At 70.4% G+C, this 19,855-nt stretch carries 13 protein-coding genes; 10 read left to right on the top strand and 3 right to left on the bottom strand.

What is annotated here, in order from left to right:
- Positions 1–392: 392 nt before the first annotated feature.
- From JIG36_RS25350 to JIG36_RS25340, 3 genes are all read left to right on the top strand, one after another.
- A complete protein-coding gene (locus JIG36_RS25350) occupies positions 393–1,061 on the top strand; it encodes a hypothetical protein (RefSeq protein ID WP_203378895.1) in 669 nt (222 codons plus the stop codon).
- 238 nt (positions 1,062–1,299) lie between these two features.
- A complete protein-coding gene (locus JIG36_RS25345) occupies positions 1,300–1,653 on the top strand; it encodes a hypothetical protein (RefSeq protein WP_203378894.1) in 354 nt (117 codons plus the stop codon).
- A 198-nt stretch (positions 1,654–1,851) separates the two neighbouring features.
- Entirely contained in the window at positions 1,852–2,622 is a 771-nt protein-coding gene (locus JIG36_RS25340) for an SDR family NAD(P)-dependent oxidoreductase (RefSeq protein WP_307872909.1), read from the top strand.
- Between the two features lie 252 nt (positions 2,623–2,874).
- On the opposite strand, the gene JIG36_RS25335 is transcribed toward JIG36_RS25340, so the two are convergent.
- A complete protein-coding gene (locus tag JIG36_RS25335) occupies positions 2,875–4,242 on the bottom strand; it encodes a hypothetical protein (RefSeq protein ID WP_203378892.1) in 1,368 nt (455 codons plus the stop codon).
- A gap of 149 nt (positions 4,243–4,391) precedes the next feature.
- On the opposite strand from JIG36_RS25335, the gene JIG36_RS25330 reads away from it, so the two are divergent.
- The gene (locus JIG36_RS25330) at positions 4,392–9,284 is read left to right on the top strand and encodes an arginase family protein (RefSeq protein ID WP_203378891.1); all 4,893 of its coding nucleotides are present in this window, start codon (positions 4,392–4,394) and stop codon (positions 9,282–9,284) included.
- On the opposite strand, the gene JIG36_RS25325 is transcribed toward JIG36_RS25330, so the two are convergent.
- Positions 9,281–10,879, bottom strand: coding sequence for a restriction endonuclease (locus JIG36_RS25325; protein WP_203378890.1), 1,599 nt, complete (start codon positions 10,877–10,879; stop codon positions 9,281–9,283). The two genes, JIG36_RS25330 and JIG36_RS25325, sit on opposite strands and share 4 nt — an antisense overlap.
- 373 nt (positions 10,880–11,252) lie before the next feature.
- Here JIG36_RS25325 and JIG36_RS25320 point away from each other — a divergent pair, with 373 nt between their 5' ends.
- The 4 genes from JIG36_RS25320 (at position 11,253) to JIG36_RS25305 (ending at position 15,173) form a co-directional block, all read left to right on the top strand.
- Positions 11,253–12,947, top strand: coding sequence for an EAL domain-containing protein (locus JIG36_RS25320; protein WP_203378889.1), 1,695 nt, complete (start codon positions 11,253–11,255; stop codon positions 12,945–12,947).
- Between the two features lie 19 nt (positions 12,948–12,966).
- Positions 12,967–13,353 (top strand): cupin domain-containing protein, encoded by a 387-nt coding sequence (locus JIG36_RS25315; RefSeq protein WP_203378888.1) that lies wholly within the window; start codon positions 12,967–12,969, stop codon positions 13,351–13,353.
- 208 nt (positions 13,354–13,561) lie between these two features.
- On the top strand, positions 13,562–14,068 hold the full coding sequence (locus JIG36_RS25310; RefSeq protein ID WP_203378887.1) for a MarR family winged helix-turn-helix transcriptional regulator: 507 nt from the start codon (positions 13,562–13,564) through the stop codon (positions 14,066–14,068).
- A gap of 19 nt (positions 14,069–14,087) precedes the next feature.
- Positions 14,088–15,173, top strand: coding sequence for an S-(hydroxymethyl)mycothiol dehydrogenase (locus JIG36_RS25305; RefSeq protein ID WP_203378886.1), 1,086 nt, complete (start codon positions 14,088–14,090; stop codon positions 15,171–15,173).
- Between the two features lie 6 nt (positions 15,174–15,179).
- On the opposite strand, the gene JIG36_RS25300 is transcribed toward JIG36_RS25305, so the two are convergent.
- Entirely contained in the window at positions 15,180–16,532 is a 1,353-nt protein-coding gene (locus JIG36_RS25300; RefSeq protein ID WP_203378885.1) for an MGH1-like glycoside hydrolase domain-containing protein, read from the bottom strand.
- Positions 16,533–16,782: 250 nt separating this feature from the next.
- Between JIG36_RS25300 and JIG36_RS25295 the strand changes: the two genes are divergently transcribed.
- Positions 16,783–18,213: a hypothetical protein gene (locus JIG36_RS25295; protein ID WP_203378884.1), complete on the top strand. Its 1,431-nt coding sequence runs from the start codon at positions 16,783–16,785 to the stop codon at positions 18,211–18,213.
- A 79-nt stretch (positions 18,214–18,292) separates the two neighbouring features.
- Positions 18,293–19,834: a hypothetical protein gene (locus tag JIG36_RS25290; RefSeq protein ID WP_203378883.1), complete on the top strand. Its 1,542-nt coding sequence runs from the start codon at positions 18,293–18,295 to the stop codon at positions 19,832–19,834.
- Positions 19,835–19,855 lie beyond the last annotated feature (21 nt).

Below are 19,855 nucleotides of genomic sequence, written 5' to 3'. Positions count from 1 at the left end.
TGCGGATTTTGATCTTCCGGGTGACTGGGTTCGCGTGCGGATGAAAGGGGTTGAAAGGGAAAGCTCGCAGGTGAGGGCACTGTGGATCGTCACTGTGAGTGGATGTTTGCGTGCTGGTCACCACTCTGAAATATCCGAGTGATTTACTACTCTCACGGGGTGAATAGCGAGACCGACATGCAACTTGCACGTGCGGTTCGCCGTGCAAGTTGCATGTTTCGCAAGCTCTCGACCTGCTGCTCCATCGTCGTAGCTAGGTTTTGATCGTTTCGCTGGATTTCATTCACGGGCGTTTTTGGGATCTAGGAAAGTCGACCCTTCCAGTCGATCACTGGAAGTGGAACTCTTCTAGCCAGCAGTAACGCCAGCGACACGGACGGTGGTGGTAACGAATGCGCCCAGACGTTCTGGTCGGTCCGAGCGAGTGGGTGGTCGAGCAGTTCGGCGACAAGGTAGCCGGCGAACTGTGGACGCGGGTGCCGGAGGCGCTGAGCACCGCGATCGAGCGCGAGATCCACGCCCATCCCGCGATGACGCAGACCATGGAACGAGTGATCGCGAATCCGCGATGGGCTCTCCCCTACGAGGAGCTTGTGCTGTTTCTCGGCACTCTCCCCGGTGCCGAGATCATCAGTGTTCCCAAGTCGGTCTACCAACTGGTCGTGATCAACGGCCACGTGGTGGTGCCGTGGTGCTACGGCCAGTCGGCCCGTGACTCGATGCTCGACGCGCCCGTCGGGCGTTCGTTCGGGCGGCTCGCCCGCGAACTGTTGCGCCGGTTCGGGCCGTCGTGGCGTCGTTCGCAGGCCGAGGCGCCGCTGCCGCTCGACGCCGTCGACGAGCGTGAAGTCGCCAAGATCTGCGCCGCGATCGCCCAGATCTCACCGAAGCCCGAGGTGGTGATCGCCGGGTTCGCCGGAACGCCCAATCTGGGACTGCTCCGGGCCTGCCTCGGTGAGATCAAATCGACCGACAACGGGTCGCTGAACTGGAGTCACCTCGACGACCTGCCGCTGCCCCCGCCCGTCATCCCTCGCCCGCGCCGCATGCAGTTCCCCTGACCCGACCTGAACGCCTGGACGCGCACCTGCCGGACCTTCCCAGGTGCGCGTCATGACGTACGGGGGTATGCCGGTCCGCCGGTCTGATCGGTGAATGGCGGCAGCTGCGCTCGTGGGTGAAACGGCAGGGTGCGGTCGGTTCGCTTGCCGGCTCGGTGAACGGCGGCGGCCGGTTCTGGTGGGCGGAACAGTGGCGCGGCGCGGTTTATCCGGAAAGCGCACGGGAACTCCGCGACCCATGGACAGAGGCAGCAACAAGCACAGCGCCCGCGTCGACGACGAACTGGCCCAGGAGGTCCGGGGCATCGTCCAAGGCGTGTCGGGCGGGCGCGCCGACGAGGGGCGACTGGCCGAACCGCCGGCCGACGGCGAGCCGGATGTGAGCGCCGTGCTCGATGAAGGTGAGGTCCGCGACATCAGCCGGCTCGGGCGGTACATCGGGCGGTCCGCGCTCCCCGGCGACCGTGTGAAGCTGCGGCAGAGCGCTGAGGTTCTGCTGGCGCCCGACGACGTGCTGGCCGACATCGACAGTCTCCCGGCCGGCAAGGAGTTCCAGACGGTCGCCGAGATCTGGACGGCCCTCGGCCGCTGATCACAACCGAGGCGAGCTCATCACGACCGGCGGAAGCTGATCACCGCCCGCGGAAGCTGATCACCGCCCGCGGAAGCTGATCACGCACGGCGGAAGCCGATCACGAAGGGCGAGAGGGGAACGGCGGCGCAGCCCGCTCCGGTGCGGGCCGCCGCCGCTCTTTGTGCCTGTCCGGGGCGCCGGGGGTATGACCTGGTGGTGACTTCATCTGTGGTGGTTACCGGAGGCGGGCGCGGGGTCGGGCGCGCGATCGTGGAACGGCTCCTGGAAGAGCCCGGCCTGACCGTGGTGGTGGTCGAGTTCGAGGCGGGGACGCTCGACCGGAGTGAGAAACACGAGCGCCTGGTGCCGGTCATCGGGGACGCCTCGGACGAAGAAGTGGTCGCGCGTGCGGTGGAAGCGGCGGGGAGTGGCGGGGCGGTTCTGCGCGGGTGGGTGAACAACGCCGCGGTGTTTCCGGGTGGGTGGCTGCACGAGATGTCGGGCACGGACGCGGGCACGCTGATCAACCGGAATCTCGCGCCGGTTCTGGCCGGGTGCGGGGCGGCGGTGCGGGCGTTCCTGGCCGCCGGGGTGCCGGGGTCGATCGTGAACGTGTCGTCGCACCAGGCCCAGCGGGCGGTCCGCGGGGCCTTCGCCTATGCGACGGCCAAGGCGGCGGTCGAGGGGCTGACGCGGGCGCTTGCGGTTGATTACGGGCGTCATTCCGTACGGGTCAATGCCCTCGCTCTCGGGTCGATCGCGACGGACCGGTCGGACGCGCATCTGGACGCGCTCGGGGCCGAGGCGCGGGACGGGTTCGAACGTGAGATCCGGCTGCTCCAGCCGCTGGGACGGATGGGCCGCACCGACGAGGTGGCCGAGGCGGCGGCGTTCCTGCTGTCGGAGCGCTCGTCCTTCATCAACGGCGCGATCATCCCGGTCGACGGGGGCCGTTCCGCCGTGGGCCGCGACCCCGAAGAGATCTGATCGGCGTGGGCCGCGACCCCGAAGAGATCTGACCGCCGTGGGCCGCGACCCCGAAGAAATCGGCGCGGGCCGCGACCCCGAAGAGATCTGACCGCCGTGGGCCGCGACCCCGAAGAAATCGGCGCGGGCCGCGATCCTGAAGAGATCTGACCAGCGTGGGACGCGGCCCCGACGATGCGATCACGGAGAGACGGCGCGTGGACGAGGAACGGCCCCGGGTGTGAGCCGGGGCCGTCGTGTGTGCGGGTGGGACTACTTGCCGTACGGCTGTGGCGCCAGGTAGGCGGTGGAGAAGGGCTCGTGGCGGGCCCGCATGTCGGCGTACGCGGTCAGGATCAGCGGGCTGACGACCACGCCCGAGGCGATCGAGAACGCCGTCGAGACCAGGGCCAGGAAGAGGCTCACGCCCGTGCCGGCGGTTCCGGTGGGGTCCAGGGCGGTGCTGAAAATGCCCTCGACCACGGCGAACGCGATGTAGAGGCCGAGCACGGTGGCCACGCGACCGAGGGCCGCCCCGAAGTCGGCGTGGAACAGCTGGAAGGCCCGGCTGATGCCCTGACCACGCTCCAGCAGGATGATCGGCGGCAGGATCATGAAGACGAGTGCGGCGTAGATGCCGGGCAGGAAGCAGAAGACGAGGCCGACCAGGACCACCACCCCGGCCAGGATCTGCCAGCCGAGCAACGGGAAGAACCGGCTCAGGCCGCTGCGCAGGGCCTGGCTCACCGAGACCGGCTGACCGGTGGCCCGCTGCACGAGAATGTCCAGTGTGGCCAGCTGCGCGATCAGGCTGAGCACGAACGTGGCCAGCGCGAACGCCATGATCACCAGGAACGGGCCCAGGAAGTCTTCGAACGTGGGGGTGTCGGACTCGAGCACGACGCTCGAATCGGGGGCGACCACCGCGGCCACGATGCCGACCGCCAGCAGCGGGACCGCCCACGCCAGCTGCACCATCGTCATCGGCTGCCAGACGGCGCCCAGCAGCGTGAAGCCGCGTCGCCACCAGCCGCCGAAGTCGGCGCTGACCAGGGGGTCTTCCGGGCCGGCGTAGTAACCGGAGGGAAGGCTGTAACCGCCGTAACCGGGCGGGGGCTGGCCGGGAATGCCGTAGCCCGGATTCCCATAGCCGGGCGGCGGCGCCTGACCGGGATATCCGTAGCCGGGCGGCGTCTGGCCCGGAACCCCGTAGCCGGGCGGCGGAGGCTGACCGGGAGCGCCGTATCCGGGCGGCGGAGTCTGAGTGCCATAACCCGGCGGCGGTGGAGTCGGCGTGCCGTAGCCCGGCGGGGGCGGGGTCGGCTGGCCGAAGCCCGAGCCCGGATCCCCGGCGGCCTGGTGGGGGTCGCTGTGCTCCCGCCAGGGGTCCTGCCCCGGAGGCGGCGCATAAGGCGACGGCGGCTGCTGAGGGGAACCGCTGACCGGCGGGTGACCGTACGGATCGGAGGGCGGCTGCTGAGGAGAGCCGGAGACCGGCGGCTGGCCGTACGGGTCGGACGGCGGCTGCGCGAACGGGTCGGACGGCGGCTGATAGGGCGATGCGGTCGGATCAGAGGGTGGCGGATTGCCCGAGGAATCCGGGCGCTTCTCGTCCGGTGTGCCCGATGCGTTGTCGCTCACGATCTCCCCAGCTCCCGTCATTGATCAGCGGCAACCCTATCTGGCCAGGTCGAGCGACACGCGGACCGCGCCCCGGCGCCGGGAAGGAAGCGCGGCGCGCTGACCGCGACACCGCGAGCGACGAGACGGCGCGTCCTAGACTTCAGAGGATGGCCGAGCAACTGGAGTCGCCCACGACGATCCGTGACCGGGCCGTCGCGGTCGCCGACTACCTGCTCGCCGTACGGGCTCAGATGGAACGCCCCGCCCGCACGGTCCCCGCCGACACCCTGCGTCTCGACGCGCTGCCTGACCACCCCGGCTGCCAGGTCGGTCTGGCCGACGGCACCTCCTGGCTGCGCGTCGGCCTGCCTGACCTGCCCCCGCCGGTCGAGGTGCCCCCAGGCCTGCGGCGCGACGTGACCGCGTCGGCCACCGAGGAACCGCAGGGCGACGAGGAAGAGTTCACCACCTGGCGCGACGAGGTCTGGCGCCCCTGGGCCCACGCCACCGCCGAGGCCGAGAAGACCCGCGCCCTGCACCGCCGCCTCTTCGACCTCATGCACCAGCTCGACATGACCGCGGCCACCACCGAGCTGGTCTGGGGCCACGGCCTGCTGGAGACCGTGATCAACGGGGAGCGGGTCCTCTATCCGCTGGTGGCGACGCCGGTGCTGATCGAATACGAGCCCGACCGCTCGATGATCACCGTCTCCCCGGCCGGGCCGTCGCGGCTGCAGACCGACGCCCTCAACGGTCTCGACGACCGCTATCTGAGCCAGCTCGTCGCCCTGGCCGGTCCGGCCGGCACGCTCGAGGTCGACCTGTGGAACGACCTCGACCGGCGGGAACTGTTCGAACGCGCGCTGGGCCGGCTCGGCTACGACCGGCTGATCACCGACGAGGACACCCGGCCCCACGTCAAGGACGTCGGCGTCCTCTTCGCCCGGCCCAAGCAGCGGCTGCTGCGCGGCTTTCTGGAAAACCTGCGCGACCGCCTGCTGACCGGTGACACCGAGGCGGTCGGCGCGCTGGCCGCGATCGTCGCCCACGAGCCCAGCAAGCTGCGGATGCCCGGCGACGAGCCGGAGAGCTGGCAGCGGGTCGGCGAGCGCCTGCTCATGCCGCTGCCGACCAACGAGGCGCAGGAGTCGATCGCCCGCCGCCTGGCCCAGCACCGCAACGTCGCCGTGCAGGGCCCGCCCGGCACCGGCAAGACCCACACGATCCGCAACCTGATCTGCCACCTGATGGCGAACGGCAAGCGGGTGCTGGTCGTCGCGCAGAAGGAGGACCCGCTGCGGGTGCTCCGCGACGGACTGCCCGAAGAGATCCGTTCCCTCTGCCTGGCCGTGCTGGGCCGCACCACCGACCAGCTCGTGCAGTTGCAGCTGGCCGCCCGGGAGCTGTCCGACCGCGCCGCCACTCTCGACAAGGCCGCCGAGGCCCGCCGCGTCGAGCGCCTGACCTCGCTGTTGGAGGAGGCCGAGCGGGAACTGGCGACGGCCCTCGGCGGGTTGCGCGCGATCGCCGAGAACGAAGCGGTCACGTACGTGATCGACGGCGCCCCGCTGACCCCGGTCGAGGTCGGCGCCTGGCTGCGGGAGCGGGCCGCGACCCGCAGCGGCATCCCCGATCCCGTGTCGGGCCCGCCGCCGCTCGACGGCACCGAGTTCGGCACGCTGCTCGAGCTGAGCCACAGCATCAGCAATACCGACAAATCGGATGCACTGAAAGAGCTGCCGGGAACAGGTGATCTTCCGTCCGCCCGGGACGAGACGAACGCCCGCGAAGAGCAGAGATCGCTGGCGACAAGGGTCGAGGCGCTCGCCGCGCAGGGGCTGGACCTGCAGGCCGTCCGCGATACGAACGTCGCCGCCGTCCGTGACGACCTGCACGACGCCCTCACCTGGTTGCGCCGCCGCGAGGGCGCCTGGACCGACCGCCTCGGCCGTCTGCTCAACGACCCGCACTGGCGCACGGTCTGGGCCGACCACGTCACCGCCACCGAGGCTCTGCTGGCCGAACTGGCCACCCTCACCCGCGCGCTCGCCGGTCATCAGATCACCGTCCCCGGCCCGTACGCGTCGGAACCGAAACGCCTCCTCGCCCAGTTGGCCGAGATCCGGCAGCGGTTCGCGGGCGGCCGGGGTCTGAGCCGGCTCATGCAGGCGGCCCTCTACCGCGTGGCCGACGAGGTGCGCGTGGACGGTGAACCGCTGCGCACCGCCGAAGACGTCGACGTCGTGACCGCCTGGGTGCGGCGCGGGCAGGCGAGGCAACGGCTGGGCGGTCACTGGGCCGAGTGGCGGCAGCGTCTCGCGATCGCCGACCCGCCGGGCGGGTGGGGCGACCCCGAGATCTGGGCCGGCGCGCTGCTGGCCGAGGCGGGGCAGTCTCTCGACTGGGACGTACGCCATTGGCCCGCGCTGGCCGATCGGCTGGCTGCCCTCGTACCGCAACACGAACTTGACCTTGACCCGGCGCGGCTGGCCGATGTGGCCGCCCTGCTCGACGCGGCACCCGCGGTCTATGACCTCGACGCCGCGAACCACCAACGGCAGAACGTGACAAATCGCTTGAAAGCGTGGCCGCATCTCATGCAGGCATGGGCAACGCTCGACGGCTGGGACGAGCAGCTGGCCGAAGTAAGGCGTTTATCCGCCTTGTGCCCAGCGGCGGCCGACCTGCGCGACAAATTGGACACGCTGCGGGCCGAAGCCCCCGAGTGGGCCGCGATGATCGAGGCCGGCCGGGTGCCGCCGGTGAGCGGCCAGGCGTGTCTGGAGGCGTGGCAGTGGCGGCGCGCCCAGACCTGGTTCGACGAGGTGATCGGCAGCGTCGACCCGGCGGTGCTGGCCAAGCGCGTCGAGAGCGCCCGCGACAAGATCCGGCGCCGTACGGCCGAACTGGTGGTCGCCTCGGCCTGGCTCGAGGTGTCGCGCAGCCTGGACGACCGGCGCCGCGCCGCCCTGGCCGACTGGACCACCGCGCTCCGCAAGATCGGCAAAGGCACGGGACGTACGGCCGCCGCTTGGCAGGCGCACGCCCAGCGCGCGATGGAGTCGGCCGTCGAGGCGGTGCCGGTCTGGGTCATGTCGGTCGACCGGGCCATCGAGCAGTTCGCCGGTGGCGCCCGGTTCGACGTGGTGATCGTGGACGAGGCGTCGCAGGCCGACCTGTTCGCCCTGCCCGTGCTCTCGCTCGCCGAACGGGCCGTGGTGGTCGGCGACGACCAGCAGATCGGCCCCCAGCTGGGCTTTGTCGGCGCGGTGGCGGGCCTGATCCACAGCCACCTCGACGACGTGCCCTCGGCCGAGCACTTCGACCCCGAGTCGTCGCTCTATGACCACGCCGTCCGCCGGTCACCCGAGCGGATCCTGCTGACCGAGCACTTCCGCTGCGTGCCGCAGATCATCGAGTTCTCGTCGCGGCACTACTACGACGGCAAGATCATGCCGTTGCGCGCGGACCGGCCGGCGTTCGCCCCGATCCGTACGGTGTTCCTGCCGGCCGGGGTGCGTCAGTCGCTCAGCGGCTTCGGGGACGTCAACGTGGCCGAGGCCGAGGCGCTGGTGCAGCAGGTGGCGTCGATCGTGCGCGACCCGCAGTACGACGGCCGCACGCTGGGCGTGATCTCCATGCTGTCGACCAGCGGGCAGGCCGGTTACCTGTTGCACCAGCTGCGCGAGGAGATCGGCGAGGACGAGATCCAGGCCCGGCGGCTGCGGGTCGGCGACGCGTACACGTTCCAGGGTGACGAACGCGACATCGTGCTGGTGTCCATGGTGGTCTCGGACAACGACCCGAAGGTGGCCGCGTTCACCAAACGCGAGTACCACCGGCGGATCAACGTCGCCGCCTCCCGCGCCCGCGACCAGCTGTGGATCTTCCATTCCGTACGGCCGGGGTCACTGCTCGCCGACGACGCGCGGGGGCTTCTTCTCACGTACGCGCTCAATCTCGCCCCGGCCGAGGAGGTCGCCGACCTGGCCGTCCGCTGCGAGAGCGACTTCGAACGCGACGTCCTGCAGCGCCTGTCGGCCCGTGGGTTCCGGCCGATCCCGCAGTTCCGGATCGGCGCCTACCGCATCGACTTCGTGCTCAGCGCCCCCGACGGCCGCCGGCTCGCCATCGAGTGTGACGGCGACGCCTACCACGGCCCGGAGCAGTGGGAGAGCGACATGCGCCGCCAGGCGGTGCTGGAGCGGGTCGGCAACTGTGTCTTCGTCCGCATCCGGGGCAGCATCTACGCCCGCGAGCCCGAGGCCGCGATGGCCCCGGTCTGGCAGCGCATCGCCGAGCTCGGCATCACCCCGCCGCCACGCCGCACGGTGCTCGAAGTGGGTCAGTGGCAGGGTTCCAGTTCACCGAACGCCCGCCGTCTGGCTGAGGGCGCGGCCGCGCTGGCCTCGATGATCCCGGCCGACCGCCGTGTGCGGGTGCCGATCGGGGAGACCCTGGCCGGCAACCTGGCGGCGATCCGGTCGGCGGTGACCGACCCGCCGATGGTGACCGTGGGTGGTGACTGCGGGGTCGAGCTGGCGCCGATCGAGGCCGCGCTCGAGCGGCACGGCGACGGGCTGGTCGTGGTCTGGTTCGACGCGCACGGCGATCTCAACACGCCCGAGTCGTCGCCGTCGGGCGCGTTCCACGGCATGGTGCTGCGCACGTTGCTGGGGGAGGGCCCGCCGGAGATGGCACCCCGGCGCACCTTGCGGCCGTCACAGGTGGTGCTGGCCGGTGTGCGGGCGCTCGATCCCGCCGAGAAAGATTATGTATCGGACAAATCGATCGTCATGGTCGACGTGGACGACGTGTCTCTCATCACCCAAGAGGCGCGAGCCGTCTACATCCACATCGACCTCGACGTGCTCGACCCGGCCTGGTTCAGCTCGGTCGGCGCGCCCGAGCCCGACGGCGTACGCCCCGAGCGCCTGGCCGCCGCGGTGAAGGCGCTCACCGACCGGTTCCCGCTGGCCGGCCTAGGGATCACCGAGTACGAACCCGGCGACCCCCGTGACCGCGAGGTGCTGGCCAACCTCGTACGGGAAATGTTCTAGGCCTTGACGTGCTCGATGCGGGCCTTGACCCGGCAGTAGTTGGAGAGCAGCGTCACCAGCGCCGGGCCGTCGATCAGTTCGAGCGGGCGGCCCGCCACCGCCTCGTACGCCTCGGGTTCGATGCCGCCCAGCGAGACCAGGATGCCCTTCGTCGCGCCGGCCGCCGTCACCGCTCCGGCCAGCGCGTGCACCGCCGCCGAACCCGACGCCCCGCCCCGCACGGCGAAGATCACCACCGGTCCGCCGAAGATCGGGCGCGGGTCGGTGGCCTGCCAGCGCGTGCCCAGGCCGGTGCGCTGAGCCGCTCCCATCTGCAGACCCATGATCCCGAAGAGGTCGCCGAGCTGCTGCTCCCACTGCGCGTCGGAGAGCGCGACCAGGTTGGGGCGCTCGTCGATCTCGGCCAGCACGTTGAACTCCTCGGTGAAGTCACGGTCGGCGTCACGGTCAAAATCGATCTTTTCCCGTACGGCGGTGAGCTCGTCGGGCGCCGAGGAGAGCGCCCCTTCGAGGTGTTTGACGCAGGCCACCGGGTCGACCCGGCGCAGCTTGATGGACGCGAACGTCTCGCGCGCGGCCTGGATCGACACCAGGCAGGGCCGCACGAACCGGCCGTTGCGGCGGTCGATCGTGTCGACGATGCCGTTGAACGACACCTGGCGTACGAGACCGCCGCGGTCCGCCTCGATCACCTCGTGGATCGTGCGCAGCGTGACCCGGGCGATCACCTCGACGTAGCGCCGGCGGATCTCGGTCTCGTCGCGCGGCACGGCGTTGAGGTCGTCGCGGAACCGGTCGTAGCGGTACTCCTTGACGTGCGGCACCACCTCGATCGGCGGCAGGTGGTACTCGATCAGCAGATGGCGCTGCTTGGGCAGGTAGGCCAGCCGGAAGTGCTGCGGGAAGTCGTCGGGATAGACGGAGTTGCCGAGCACCATCGCGAAATATTCCACGACCGACGCCGGGTCGGCCTCGGCCACGGCACGGGCGAAACGGTCGACCTCGGCGTTGTACGCGGTGATCTTCGCCTCGTGCTTGCGCAGGCTGTCGTCGTACGCCCGTTGCCGCACCACCAACTGGCGTTTGCGCCGCTCCTCGGCCTCGGCCCACCGGGACCGGGCGTCGTCGAAGGCGCGCTGGGCGCTGGCGTTCTGCTGCTGGCGCAACCGGTCGCCGCCGAGGATCTTGCCGACGCCGCGCGGTTGCGGCGGCACGTAACTGTCCCATCGCGGCTCGGGCAGCGGGCGGGCCAGCGGGCCCGGGTCGAACGGGGGTGCGACGACCGGTTTCTTGAACACCTGGAGGTCGATGTGGTCGTCGACGTCCAGCGTGGAGAGCAGCAACGCGTCGAGGTCGCTGAGCCGGGCCCGGATCTCCGCGTTCGCGGCGGCGGCGTCGGCCGACTTCGCCTCCAGATAGAGCCGCTGGTGCTCACGCTTGCGGTCGGCGTCAACCGCGGCCTGCTGCGCTGCGGCGATGGCCAGGTCCGCGTTCCGGCGGATCAGGTCGCGCTGCTGCGCGGCCGCGGTGTTCGCCCGATGGTCGGCGGCCGCCTGGGTGGCGTGCACGCGCTGCATGTCCCGAATGATCCCCATGCTTGTCCTCCGCGTCGGTCCAGAAACCACCATATCCAGGCCGAAACGGATCTCGTGACGCGGCGCGTCCTGAGTGTGACGTGGCGTGCATGACGAGGGCCTTCGGCGGGTAGCAGTCGCTCAAGGTTCCACAATCGGCACTAGCAGTAACTGTCTGTCATGGAAAGCATGCTATTTCCCGGCCCGAACTACGCAGCGCAGTGGTCAACCGATCAGGTATTTCCCTACTCTGATCGGGCGAGAAGCTGCTGCTGGACGCTTTCCGCGAGCGAGCGCCGAAACATTGGAGCAGCTGTCCACTGTTATCTCGGCCGTGTGACGGGTCGTAATAGTGCCGGGGCTTGGGGACATTCTGGGGGGAGGTGGCGGGCGCATGGCCGCACCCGATGAGCATCAGCATGCGCGGACGCCGCGTCTGCCCGAACAACGCACCCCCGCCGAGGACCGGCCGGCCTGGTTCTCCTACACCGCGACCGGCGACCGCATCGTGTGGTCGGCCGCGCTGCGCGCCATGCTCGGCGACCCGCCCGGCCAGGACGAGGTGAGCCGCAAGGTCCTCGCCCGCTACGTGCACCGCGACGACCACGCCGAGGCGCTCTCGGCCATCACCCGGGCCTGGACCACCCGCACCCAGATGCGGACGACGATCCGGCTCATGCGGGCCGACGGCGGGTGGTTCGACGTGGACTGCCGGCTCGACCCGGTGAAGAGCCCGGACGGCACGGTCCGCGGCATCCGCGGCACGGTGACCGACGTCTCGGTCCGCGAACGTGCCCGCCGCGAGATGGACCGGCTGGCCCGCCGCGGCGAGACCGTGCAGTCCTCGCTGGTCGAGCCCGACCCGGCGACCGGCCTGCTGACCCGGGCCCGGTTCGCCGACGAGATCGACCGCGCGCTGCGGCGGGGCGGCGGCGCGGTGCTGGTCGTCCGCGTCCAGCCGGCCGGCCACGGCGACGACGTGCGGCCCGAACGCAACGCCGACCTGCTGCACCGGGCGGTCCGGGTGCTCGAGGGCGTGATGCAGCAGGGTGCGATGCTGGGCCGGGTCGGTCCCAACGAGATTGCCGTGCTGCTGCCCGGAACCTCCTGGCCGATGGCCCGGCGCGAGGCCGACCTGCTGGTCGAGGCGCTGCGGTCGCAGACCTTCGTGCTGCCCGACACCTGGCTGCGGGCCGACGCGTGGGGCGGCCTGGTCCGGTTCACCCCCGACGGCGACGCCGGCAGCCACGAGCTGCTGATCGACGCCGAGCACGCGTGGCGGCAGTCGCGGGAATCGGCCGTGCCGCTGACCCTGATCGCGCACCCGGTGCCGGCGCGCGACCGGCAGGGCTCCTATCGCAGCCGGGTGGCCGACGCGCTCGACACCGACCGCTTCACCCTCTATGCCCAGCCCATCCTCGAGCTGCAGACCAACGAGGTCACCCGCCACGAGCTGCTGCTGCGGGTGCTCGACGAGGCGGACGGGCCGCAGTCGCCGATCCAGGTGCTCGACATCGCCGAGCGTCTCGACGCGGTCTTCGACATCGACCTGTGGGTGGTCGAGCGGGCCATGCAGCTCGCCGCCGACCAGCCCGGCACCTGCCTGCAGATCAACCTCTCCGGCCGCTCGGTGGGCGACCCGCGGCTCACCGACGAGGTCGAGCGGCTGATCGAGCAGTACCGGGTCAAGCCCGAGCAGCTGACCTTCGAGATCACCGAGACGGCGCTGATCGGCAACCTGAGCGAGGCCCGGCGGTTCGCCGACCGCATCCGCGATCTGGGCTGCGAGCTCGCGCTGGACGACTTCGGCTCCGGATACGCGTCGTTCCGCTACCTGCGGATCTTCCCGATCGACCTCGTCAAGATCGACGGGGAGTACGTGGTCGACCTCGTCAACAGCCCCCAGGACCAGGTTCTCGTGCGGGCGCTGGTGCAGGTCTGCCAGGCGTACGGGATCCACACTGTGGCCGAGTTCGTGCAGGACGAACCCACCCTGCGGTTGCTGCGTGAGCTCGGCGTCGACTACGTGCAGGGCTATCTGATCGGCCGTCCCGCTCCCGTTGTCGAAGGCCGGTTGCAGACGTCCTGAGCTGGGTACAACACCCGGCATGGAGCACTTCACCATCGCCACCGTCGCCGAGAAGAGCCCGGACTTCCGCCGCGTGCTCTGGACCGGCAAGCACACCCAGCTGGTCATCATGACGATCCCGCCGGACGGCGAGATCGGCGAGGAGGTCCACGAGGTGGACCAGATCCTCACCTTCGTCAGCGGCACCGGCAAGGCCATCGTCTCGGGTCAGACCCGCAACATCGCGCAGGGTGACCTGGTCGTGGTGCCGGCCGGCCACAAGCACAACTTCCTCAACACCGGCGCCAACCCGCTGGTGCTCTACACGGTCTATGGCCCCCCGGAGCACGCCGACGGCGCGGTGCACAAGACGAAGGAACAGGCCGACGCGGCCGAGGAGGCGGGCAAGGACGAGCCGCCCGCGTAAAGCTCACCTTTGATAGCACGACGCCGGCATCGGCCGTGGCCCCCCAGCCGAACCGGTGCCGGCGTCGTGCCGTACATGAGAGCCCCCGGTTCAAGTCCCAGCGCAGCGTACTAGGGACAACGCGAACCGTCGATCAATCTGGCACACGTCCGGGGCAACCTGGACCCGGATCGTGACCAAAGCGCGGTCCGCTACTAACCTTCGGCGCATGACAGAGCCTTCTGGGACGGCCCCTCCCCGGTGGTTGACCGACGAGCAGCAGCAGACCTGGCGCCGCTTCGTCGAAGTGCTGATCAAGGTGCCGGCCGCGCTCGAGGCCCAACTCCAGCGCGACGCCGGTCTGACCCACATGGGCTACATCGTGCTCGTGCGTCTCAGCGAACAACCCGACCGGCGGCTCTCCATGAGCAAGCTGGCCAAGAACGTGAGCGCGTCGCTGTCCCGGCTCTCCCACGTCATCGCCCGGCTCGAGGGTCAGGGCTGGGTGCGCCGCGAGCGCGACGCCGCCGACGGCCGCGTACAGATCGCCGTGCTGACCGAATCCGGCTTCGAGAAGATCAGGGAGTCGGCGCCCGGGCACGTCGAGGCGGTGCAGCAGCTCATCTTCGACCGGCTCTCCCCGTCCCAGGTGCGCCAGCTGGCCAAACTGGCCGACCAACTGCTCGACCAACCGCTCGACCTCCGCATCCCGGCGACCCCTGACCCATGCGACTGATCGCATCTACGCTGGGCGCATGAGTCAGCGAGTGCAGGGCGTCATCGCCCGCAGCAAGGGTGCCCCCGTCGAGCTCACCACGATCGTGGTGCCCGATCCGGGGCCGGGTGAGGCCGTGGTCGCGATCCAGGCGTGCGGGGTGTGCCACACCGACCTGCACTATCGCGAGGGCGGCATCAACGACGACTTCCCGTTCCTGCTCGGCCACGAGGCGGCCGGCGTGGTCGAGTCGGTCGGCGCCGGGGTCACCGACGTCGCGCCGGGCGACTTCGTGGTGCTGAACTGGCGGGCCGTCTGTGGCAACTGCCGGGCCTGCAACAAGGGCAAGCCGTGGTACTGCTTCGCCACCCACAACGCCACCCAGAAGATGACCCTGGAGGACGGCACCGAGCTCTCGCCCGCCTTGGGCATCGGCGCCTTCGTCGAGAAGACGCTGGTGCACGCCGGACAGTGCACAAAGGTCGACCCGCGGGCCCGGGCGGCCGCGGTCGGGCTGCTCGGCTGTGGCGTGATGGCCGGCATCGGGGCGGCGATCAACACCGGCGGCGTGACCCGCGGCGACTCGATCGCGGTCATCGGCTGCGGCGGGGTCGGCGACGGCGCGGTGGCCGGGGCGGCGCTGGCCGGGGCCACCACGATCATCGCGATCGACACCGACGACCAGAAGCTCGAGTGGGCCAAGGGCTTCGGCGCGACCCACACGATCAACGCCCGCGGCGTCGACGTGGTCGAGAAGGTCAAGGAGCTCACCGGCGGCTTCGGCGCGGATGTCGTGGTCGAGGCGGTGGGCCGCCCCGAAACGTACGAGCAGGCCTTCTACATGCGCGATCTGGCCGGCACGGTCGTGCTGGTCGGCGTGCCCACCCCCGACATGAAGATCGAGCTGCCGCTGCTCGAGATCTTCGGCCGGGGCGGCGCGCTCAAGTCGAGCTGGTACGGCGACTGCCTGCCCACCCGCGACTTCCCGATGCTCACCGACCTCTACCTGCAGGGCCGCCTCGACCTCGACGCGTTCGTGACCGAGGAGATCCCGCTCGGCGGGGTCGAGGAGGCCTTCAAGAAGATGCACACGGGCGGCGTGCTGCGCTCGGTCGTCGTCTTCTAAAAAGATCTAACCCGCTTTTGCGTACGCCGGCACCGACCGGTCGGCGAGCAGGTCGAGGGCCAGGGCAGCGGTCCAGCTGAACGTGGGCGCGCCCAGGCCCTCGCCGTTCTTCGGGTGGAAGTATTCGAAGTGGCCGTTGCGGTGCACCAGCCGCACCATGGCCGCGCGCAGGTCCTCGGCCTCGTCGCGCCGGCCGTGGATCAGCAGGCCGCGGCGCAGCAGCCAGTTCACGTTGATCCAGACCGGGCCCCGCCAGTAGCGCTGGGTGTCGAAGTCGGGCGCCGTACGGTCGTAGCTCGGCACCGGCAGCCCGGTCTCGTCGGGCAGGCCGAACCGCTCCGAGCGCGCCTCGGCCAGGATGCCCTCGACCTGCTCGGCCGGCAGATCGGGCAGCATCAGCGGCATCAGGCCACTCACGCAGTGGGCCGGGCTGAGCGTTCCCGTACGCACATCGCGCGCGTGGAACGTGCGGGTCTCCGGGTTCCACAGGTGCTTGACGATCGCCCCCGTGATCCGCTGGGCGCGGTCGCGGTGCTTGTCGGATTCCGCGGCGAGCCCGAGCACGGCGGCGATCTGGGCCAGGGCCAGCTCGGCCGCGCCCAGGATCGAGTTGAACGACGGGCACTCGACGGCGAACATGTGGCGGCTCAGCAGATCGGTGTCCGAATACTCCTCGGCGCGGTAGCTGAGAACCAGGCCCACATAGCGGGCGTAGTCGCGGTCGGTCGGGCGGTGGGACGCGTCGGCCACGTCGAGGTCACGCCGGCGGAACGTGCTGAGCAGCGTCATGTCGGCCGGCACATTGGCCATGGCCGCGTCCCAGGACGGGCTGTTGTCCAGCCCCGACTCCCACGGGTGCACGATGCCGGCCAGGCCGGCGCCGCCGAGGTCGCGGCGCGTGGTCAGGTATTCCTGCTGGGCGACCAGGCGGGGATAGAGCCATTCCAGTTCCCCGTACGCCTGTTGGACGCACGCCGCTCCGTGAGCCGAGGCGCGGCGGTAGACCTCCCAGGCCGCGACCGCGTGCAGCGGAGGCTGGACGATCCCGGTGCTTCCGTTCGGCGGGCGGTTGGCGTACGCGGGAACGCCCCAGAAGGACGGACCCGGGAAGTAGTCGGCCTCGGCGGTCGCCGGATCGAAGACGATGTGCGGCACGCGCCCGTCGGGCCACTGGGCCTCGAACAGGCTGCGCAGGTCACGCCAGGCGCGGGTGGGATTGACGTAGGCGAGCCCGACCGCGATGAACGCGGCGTCCCAGCTCCACTGATGGGGGTAGAGGCGGCGGGACGGGACCATGTGGTCGTCCTGCCAGTTGATCTCGAGGACGCGGGCGGCGGAGTTCCAGAGTTCAGCAGACATCTCGGTCACGGGTGCGCAGGGCTGGGGGGTTACGGGGTGCATCTAAACAGAAGACCTTTCCGCTGCGGTCGCCGGATAACCCCTCATCGGGAGCCGGGGGCTGAGCTGAAGGGAACCCGGTGGTCGCGCTCGAGGCACGGACTGCCGGTGCGCCGGGCGGGTGGATTCAACCGGATTTCACGTTAACGCGAGATTACAATTCTGTTAAGGGGCCACACGGCCGATGGCCGATCCCTATGCTGCGGGCCTTATGGGGACCTTTACTTCCCGCCGCTTCTTCGCCGGCTTGGCCGCGTTGACGCTTTTCCTCGTCTGGGCGGTGCCCTCTCCCGCCTCCGCCGCGCCTTCGGCTTCCGCTGCCGGGCCTGCGGCTTCGGCCGCGGCCAAGGTCGACTTCTTCGTGAAGAGCTACACGCTGGCGCCGGGGGCCAGCGAGCTCATCTATACGCTGCTGTTCGCCGACCGGGTCCTGCCGGTGGCGTCCGGCGCGGTCTCCATCCAGTACCGGCTCGTCAACCAGAACCCGGCCTTCACGCTGCAGGAGGCGGGTCACCCGAACAACTGCAGCGTCGACATCCAGACGCTGCTCACGCTGGACTGCGGGCCCTATGTCACCGCGCTGACCCCGGCCGGCGTCGACTCCGCCGTGGTCGGCTACGTGCAGGTCGGCAGCACGGCCAAGCCCGGCGACCAGGCCACGCTCACCGCGACGATGACCGTGAAGGGCTACGCCCCGGTCACCCGCACCGCGAAGATCGTGGCCGGTGAGGGCGTGGCACTGACCGCCGCCGACCCCGAGAAGGAGCGCTCGGCCGCGCCCGGCGCCACCATCGACACCCCGCTGACCATCACCAACTCGTCGACGGGGCCGGCGTACGGGACGGCGATCGTCGCCTCCGCCCAGTACGCCTTCGAGTCCCGTACGCAATACAGCAACTGCGCCTACCTCGACGGCGTGCTGACCGCCTGCGTCTTCCCGCAGACGCTCGCGCCCGGGGCCAGCTATCGCGTCACCATGCCGCTGCGGGTCCGCAAGAACACCGCGGCCCCGGGCGTGCAGTACGCCGCGTGGCAGTGGATGACCGACGAGGAGTTCGCCGACTTCCGGCAATACGTGATCAAGGGTGGGTTCGGCCGGCTCGGTCCGGCCGGGACGGGCGGGGTGCTGACGCTGACCCCGGTCACCACCGCGAAGGCTGGTCCGCCCCAGGCCACCACGCAATACACGTCGCACGGCCTGAAGCTCACCGTCACCGGCAAGAAGTCGACCGACCTGGCCGCGCTCGGCGCCAAGGCCAAGGGCAAGAAGGGCGCGGTCGTGACGGCCTCGGTCGGCCTGGTCAACAAGGGGCCGGTCGCCATCGACCGCAGCCGGGTCCGGGGCTGGCCGACCGTGCGCTTCTACACGCCCAAGGGCACGACCGCGGTGCGTGTGCCCGGCCGCTGCTTCCCCATGACCAGCGGCGGCAAGATCGATGAGAACCGGCCCGGCGCGCCCGGCGAACTGCGCTACAGCTGCGATTTCTTCTCGCTGCTCAAGGTCGGCGGCTCGCTGAAGTTCGCCTTCGGGCTGCGGATCGACAAGGTGACCAGGGGTGCTCGGGGCTCGGTCGCGGTCGGCGCGCCGGCCGAGGAGCTGAAGAAGACCAACAACTCGGCCGCGATCGTGATCAACCCCTGATCCGCACGGGGTCACGGGCTCCCGTGATGATCCGTACACTGCGGACGTTTTGATGTTCGGGTCATGCGGAGGAGCCCCGATGCGTCCACTTGTCCTGCGTCGCTTGCTGGCCGCTCTGGCCGCGCTGGCGCTCGTCCTGGCCTGGGCGGTGCCGGCTCAGGCCGCCGCGCCGGCCGAGGTCGACTTCTACGTCCGGAACCACACAATCGTGCCCGGATCCAGTGCGTACGTCCAGACGATGCTGTTCGCCGACCGGCCCCTGCCCGTGGCCAAGGGTGCGGTCAGCCTCCGCTACCGGTTCATCGACCAGGACCCGGCCTTCACGCTCGCGCAGGAGAGTTCCCGTGACAACTGTCGCGTGGCTCCCGGCGACGTCGAGCTGATCTGTACTTCGCCGGTGACCGCGCTGATCCCGGCCGGTGTCGACGCGGTGCTGGTCGGCTATGTCAAGATCGCCGACGACGGCGTGATCGGGCGGCAGGCCACGCTCACCGCGACGATGACCGTCGAGGGACACGCCCCGATCACCCGCACGGCTCGCATCACGATCGGCGAGGGGGTCACCCTGACCGCCCCGGGAGGCGACCGCATGGTGTCGGCCGAACCGGGCGACCCGATCGACGCTCCGCTCACGGTCACGAACTCGGGCACCTTGGCGGCGCAGGGTGTCGGATTCATCAGCGGCAACAGCTACTTCCTCGAGAGCCGGACGCAGTACAGCAACTGCGAGTACACCGACGGCGCGTTGAACGGGTGCACGTTCGACCAGACGCTCGAGCCCGGGACCACGTACCGGCTGAATCTGCCGTTCCGGGTGCGGGCCGACACTCTCGCCCCGGACGTGCAGGCCGGCGGCTGGTTGTGGATGACCGACGCGGAGCTGGCCGACCAGCGGCAGTGGATCCGGAACGGTGGCTACGGGCAGATCGGCACGCCCGGCCGTGGCGGTGTGCTGCGGCTGGTCCCGGTGGCCACGGCCAAGGCGGGTCCTCCGCAGGCTCAGCGCGGGCATGCCGAGGAAAGCCTGAAAGTCCAGCTCACGGGTCGGAACTCGGCCGACGTGGCCGCGGTCGGCGCCACGGCCTCGGGCCGCAAGGGCGCCGTGGTCACCGTTCCGGTCAGCCTGGTCAATCACGGGCCGGCCGCGTTCGACCACACCAGGGGCGCAGGCTGGCCCGATGCCCGTTTCTACGTGCCCAAGGGCGCCACAGCGGTGCGGGTGCCGGACAGCTGCTTCCCGATGACGGCCGGCGGCACGATCGACGGGCTCCGGCCCGGCGCGCCGGGTTCGTCGCGTTACAGCTGTGACTTCTCCACGGTGCTGAAGGTCGGCGGCACCGTGAAGTGGGAGTTCGGGCTGCGCATCGACGAGGTGATCGCGGGGGCCCGAGGTGCGGTGGCGGTGGGCGCGCCGACCTGGACAGGCGAGCTGAACCCGGCCAACAACACGGCGGCGGTCGTTCTGAACCCGGCTGCGGCGCCGCCACCGTCCGGTGGTTCCGGCGGGGGCGGTGGGCTGCCGATCACCGGGCCGCAGGGCGCTCTGTTCGCCGGGATCGGTCTGCTGCTGGTGCTGGGCGGGGCCGGGGCACTGTTCCTCACGCGGCGCCGGGCTGCTTGAACTTTTCCGGGCGCCTTGATC

Source organism: Paractinoplanes ovalisporus (assembly GCF_016834655.1).
Lineage (GTDB): Bacteria > Actinomycetota > Actinomycetes > Mycobacteriales > Micromonosporaceae > Actinoplanes > Actinoplanes ovalisporus.
Note: the sequence above shows the minus strand (reverse complement) of the source record. Positions and strands in the feature narration are given on the sequence as shown.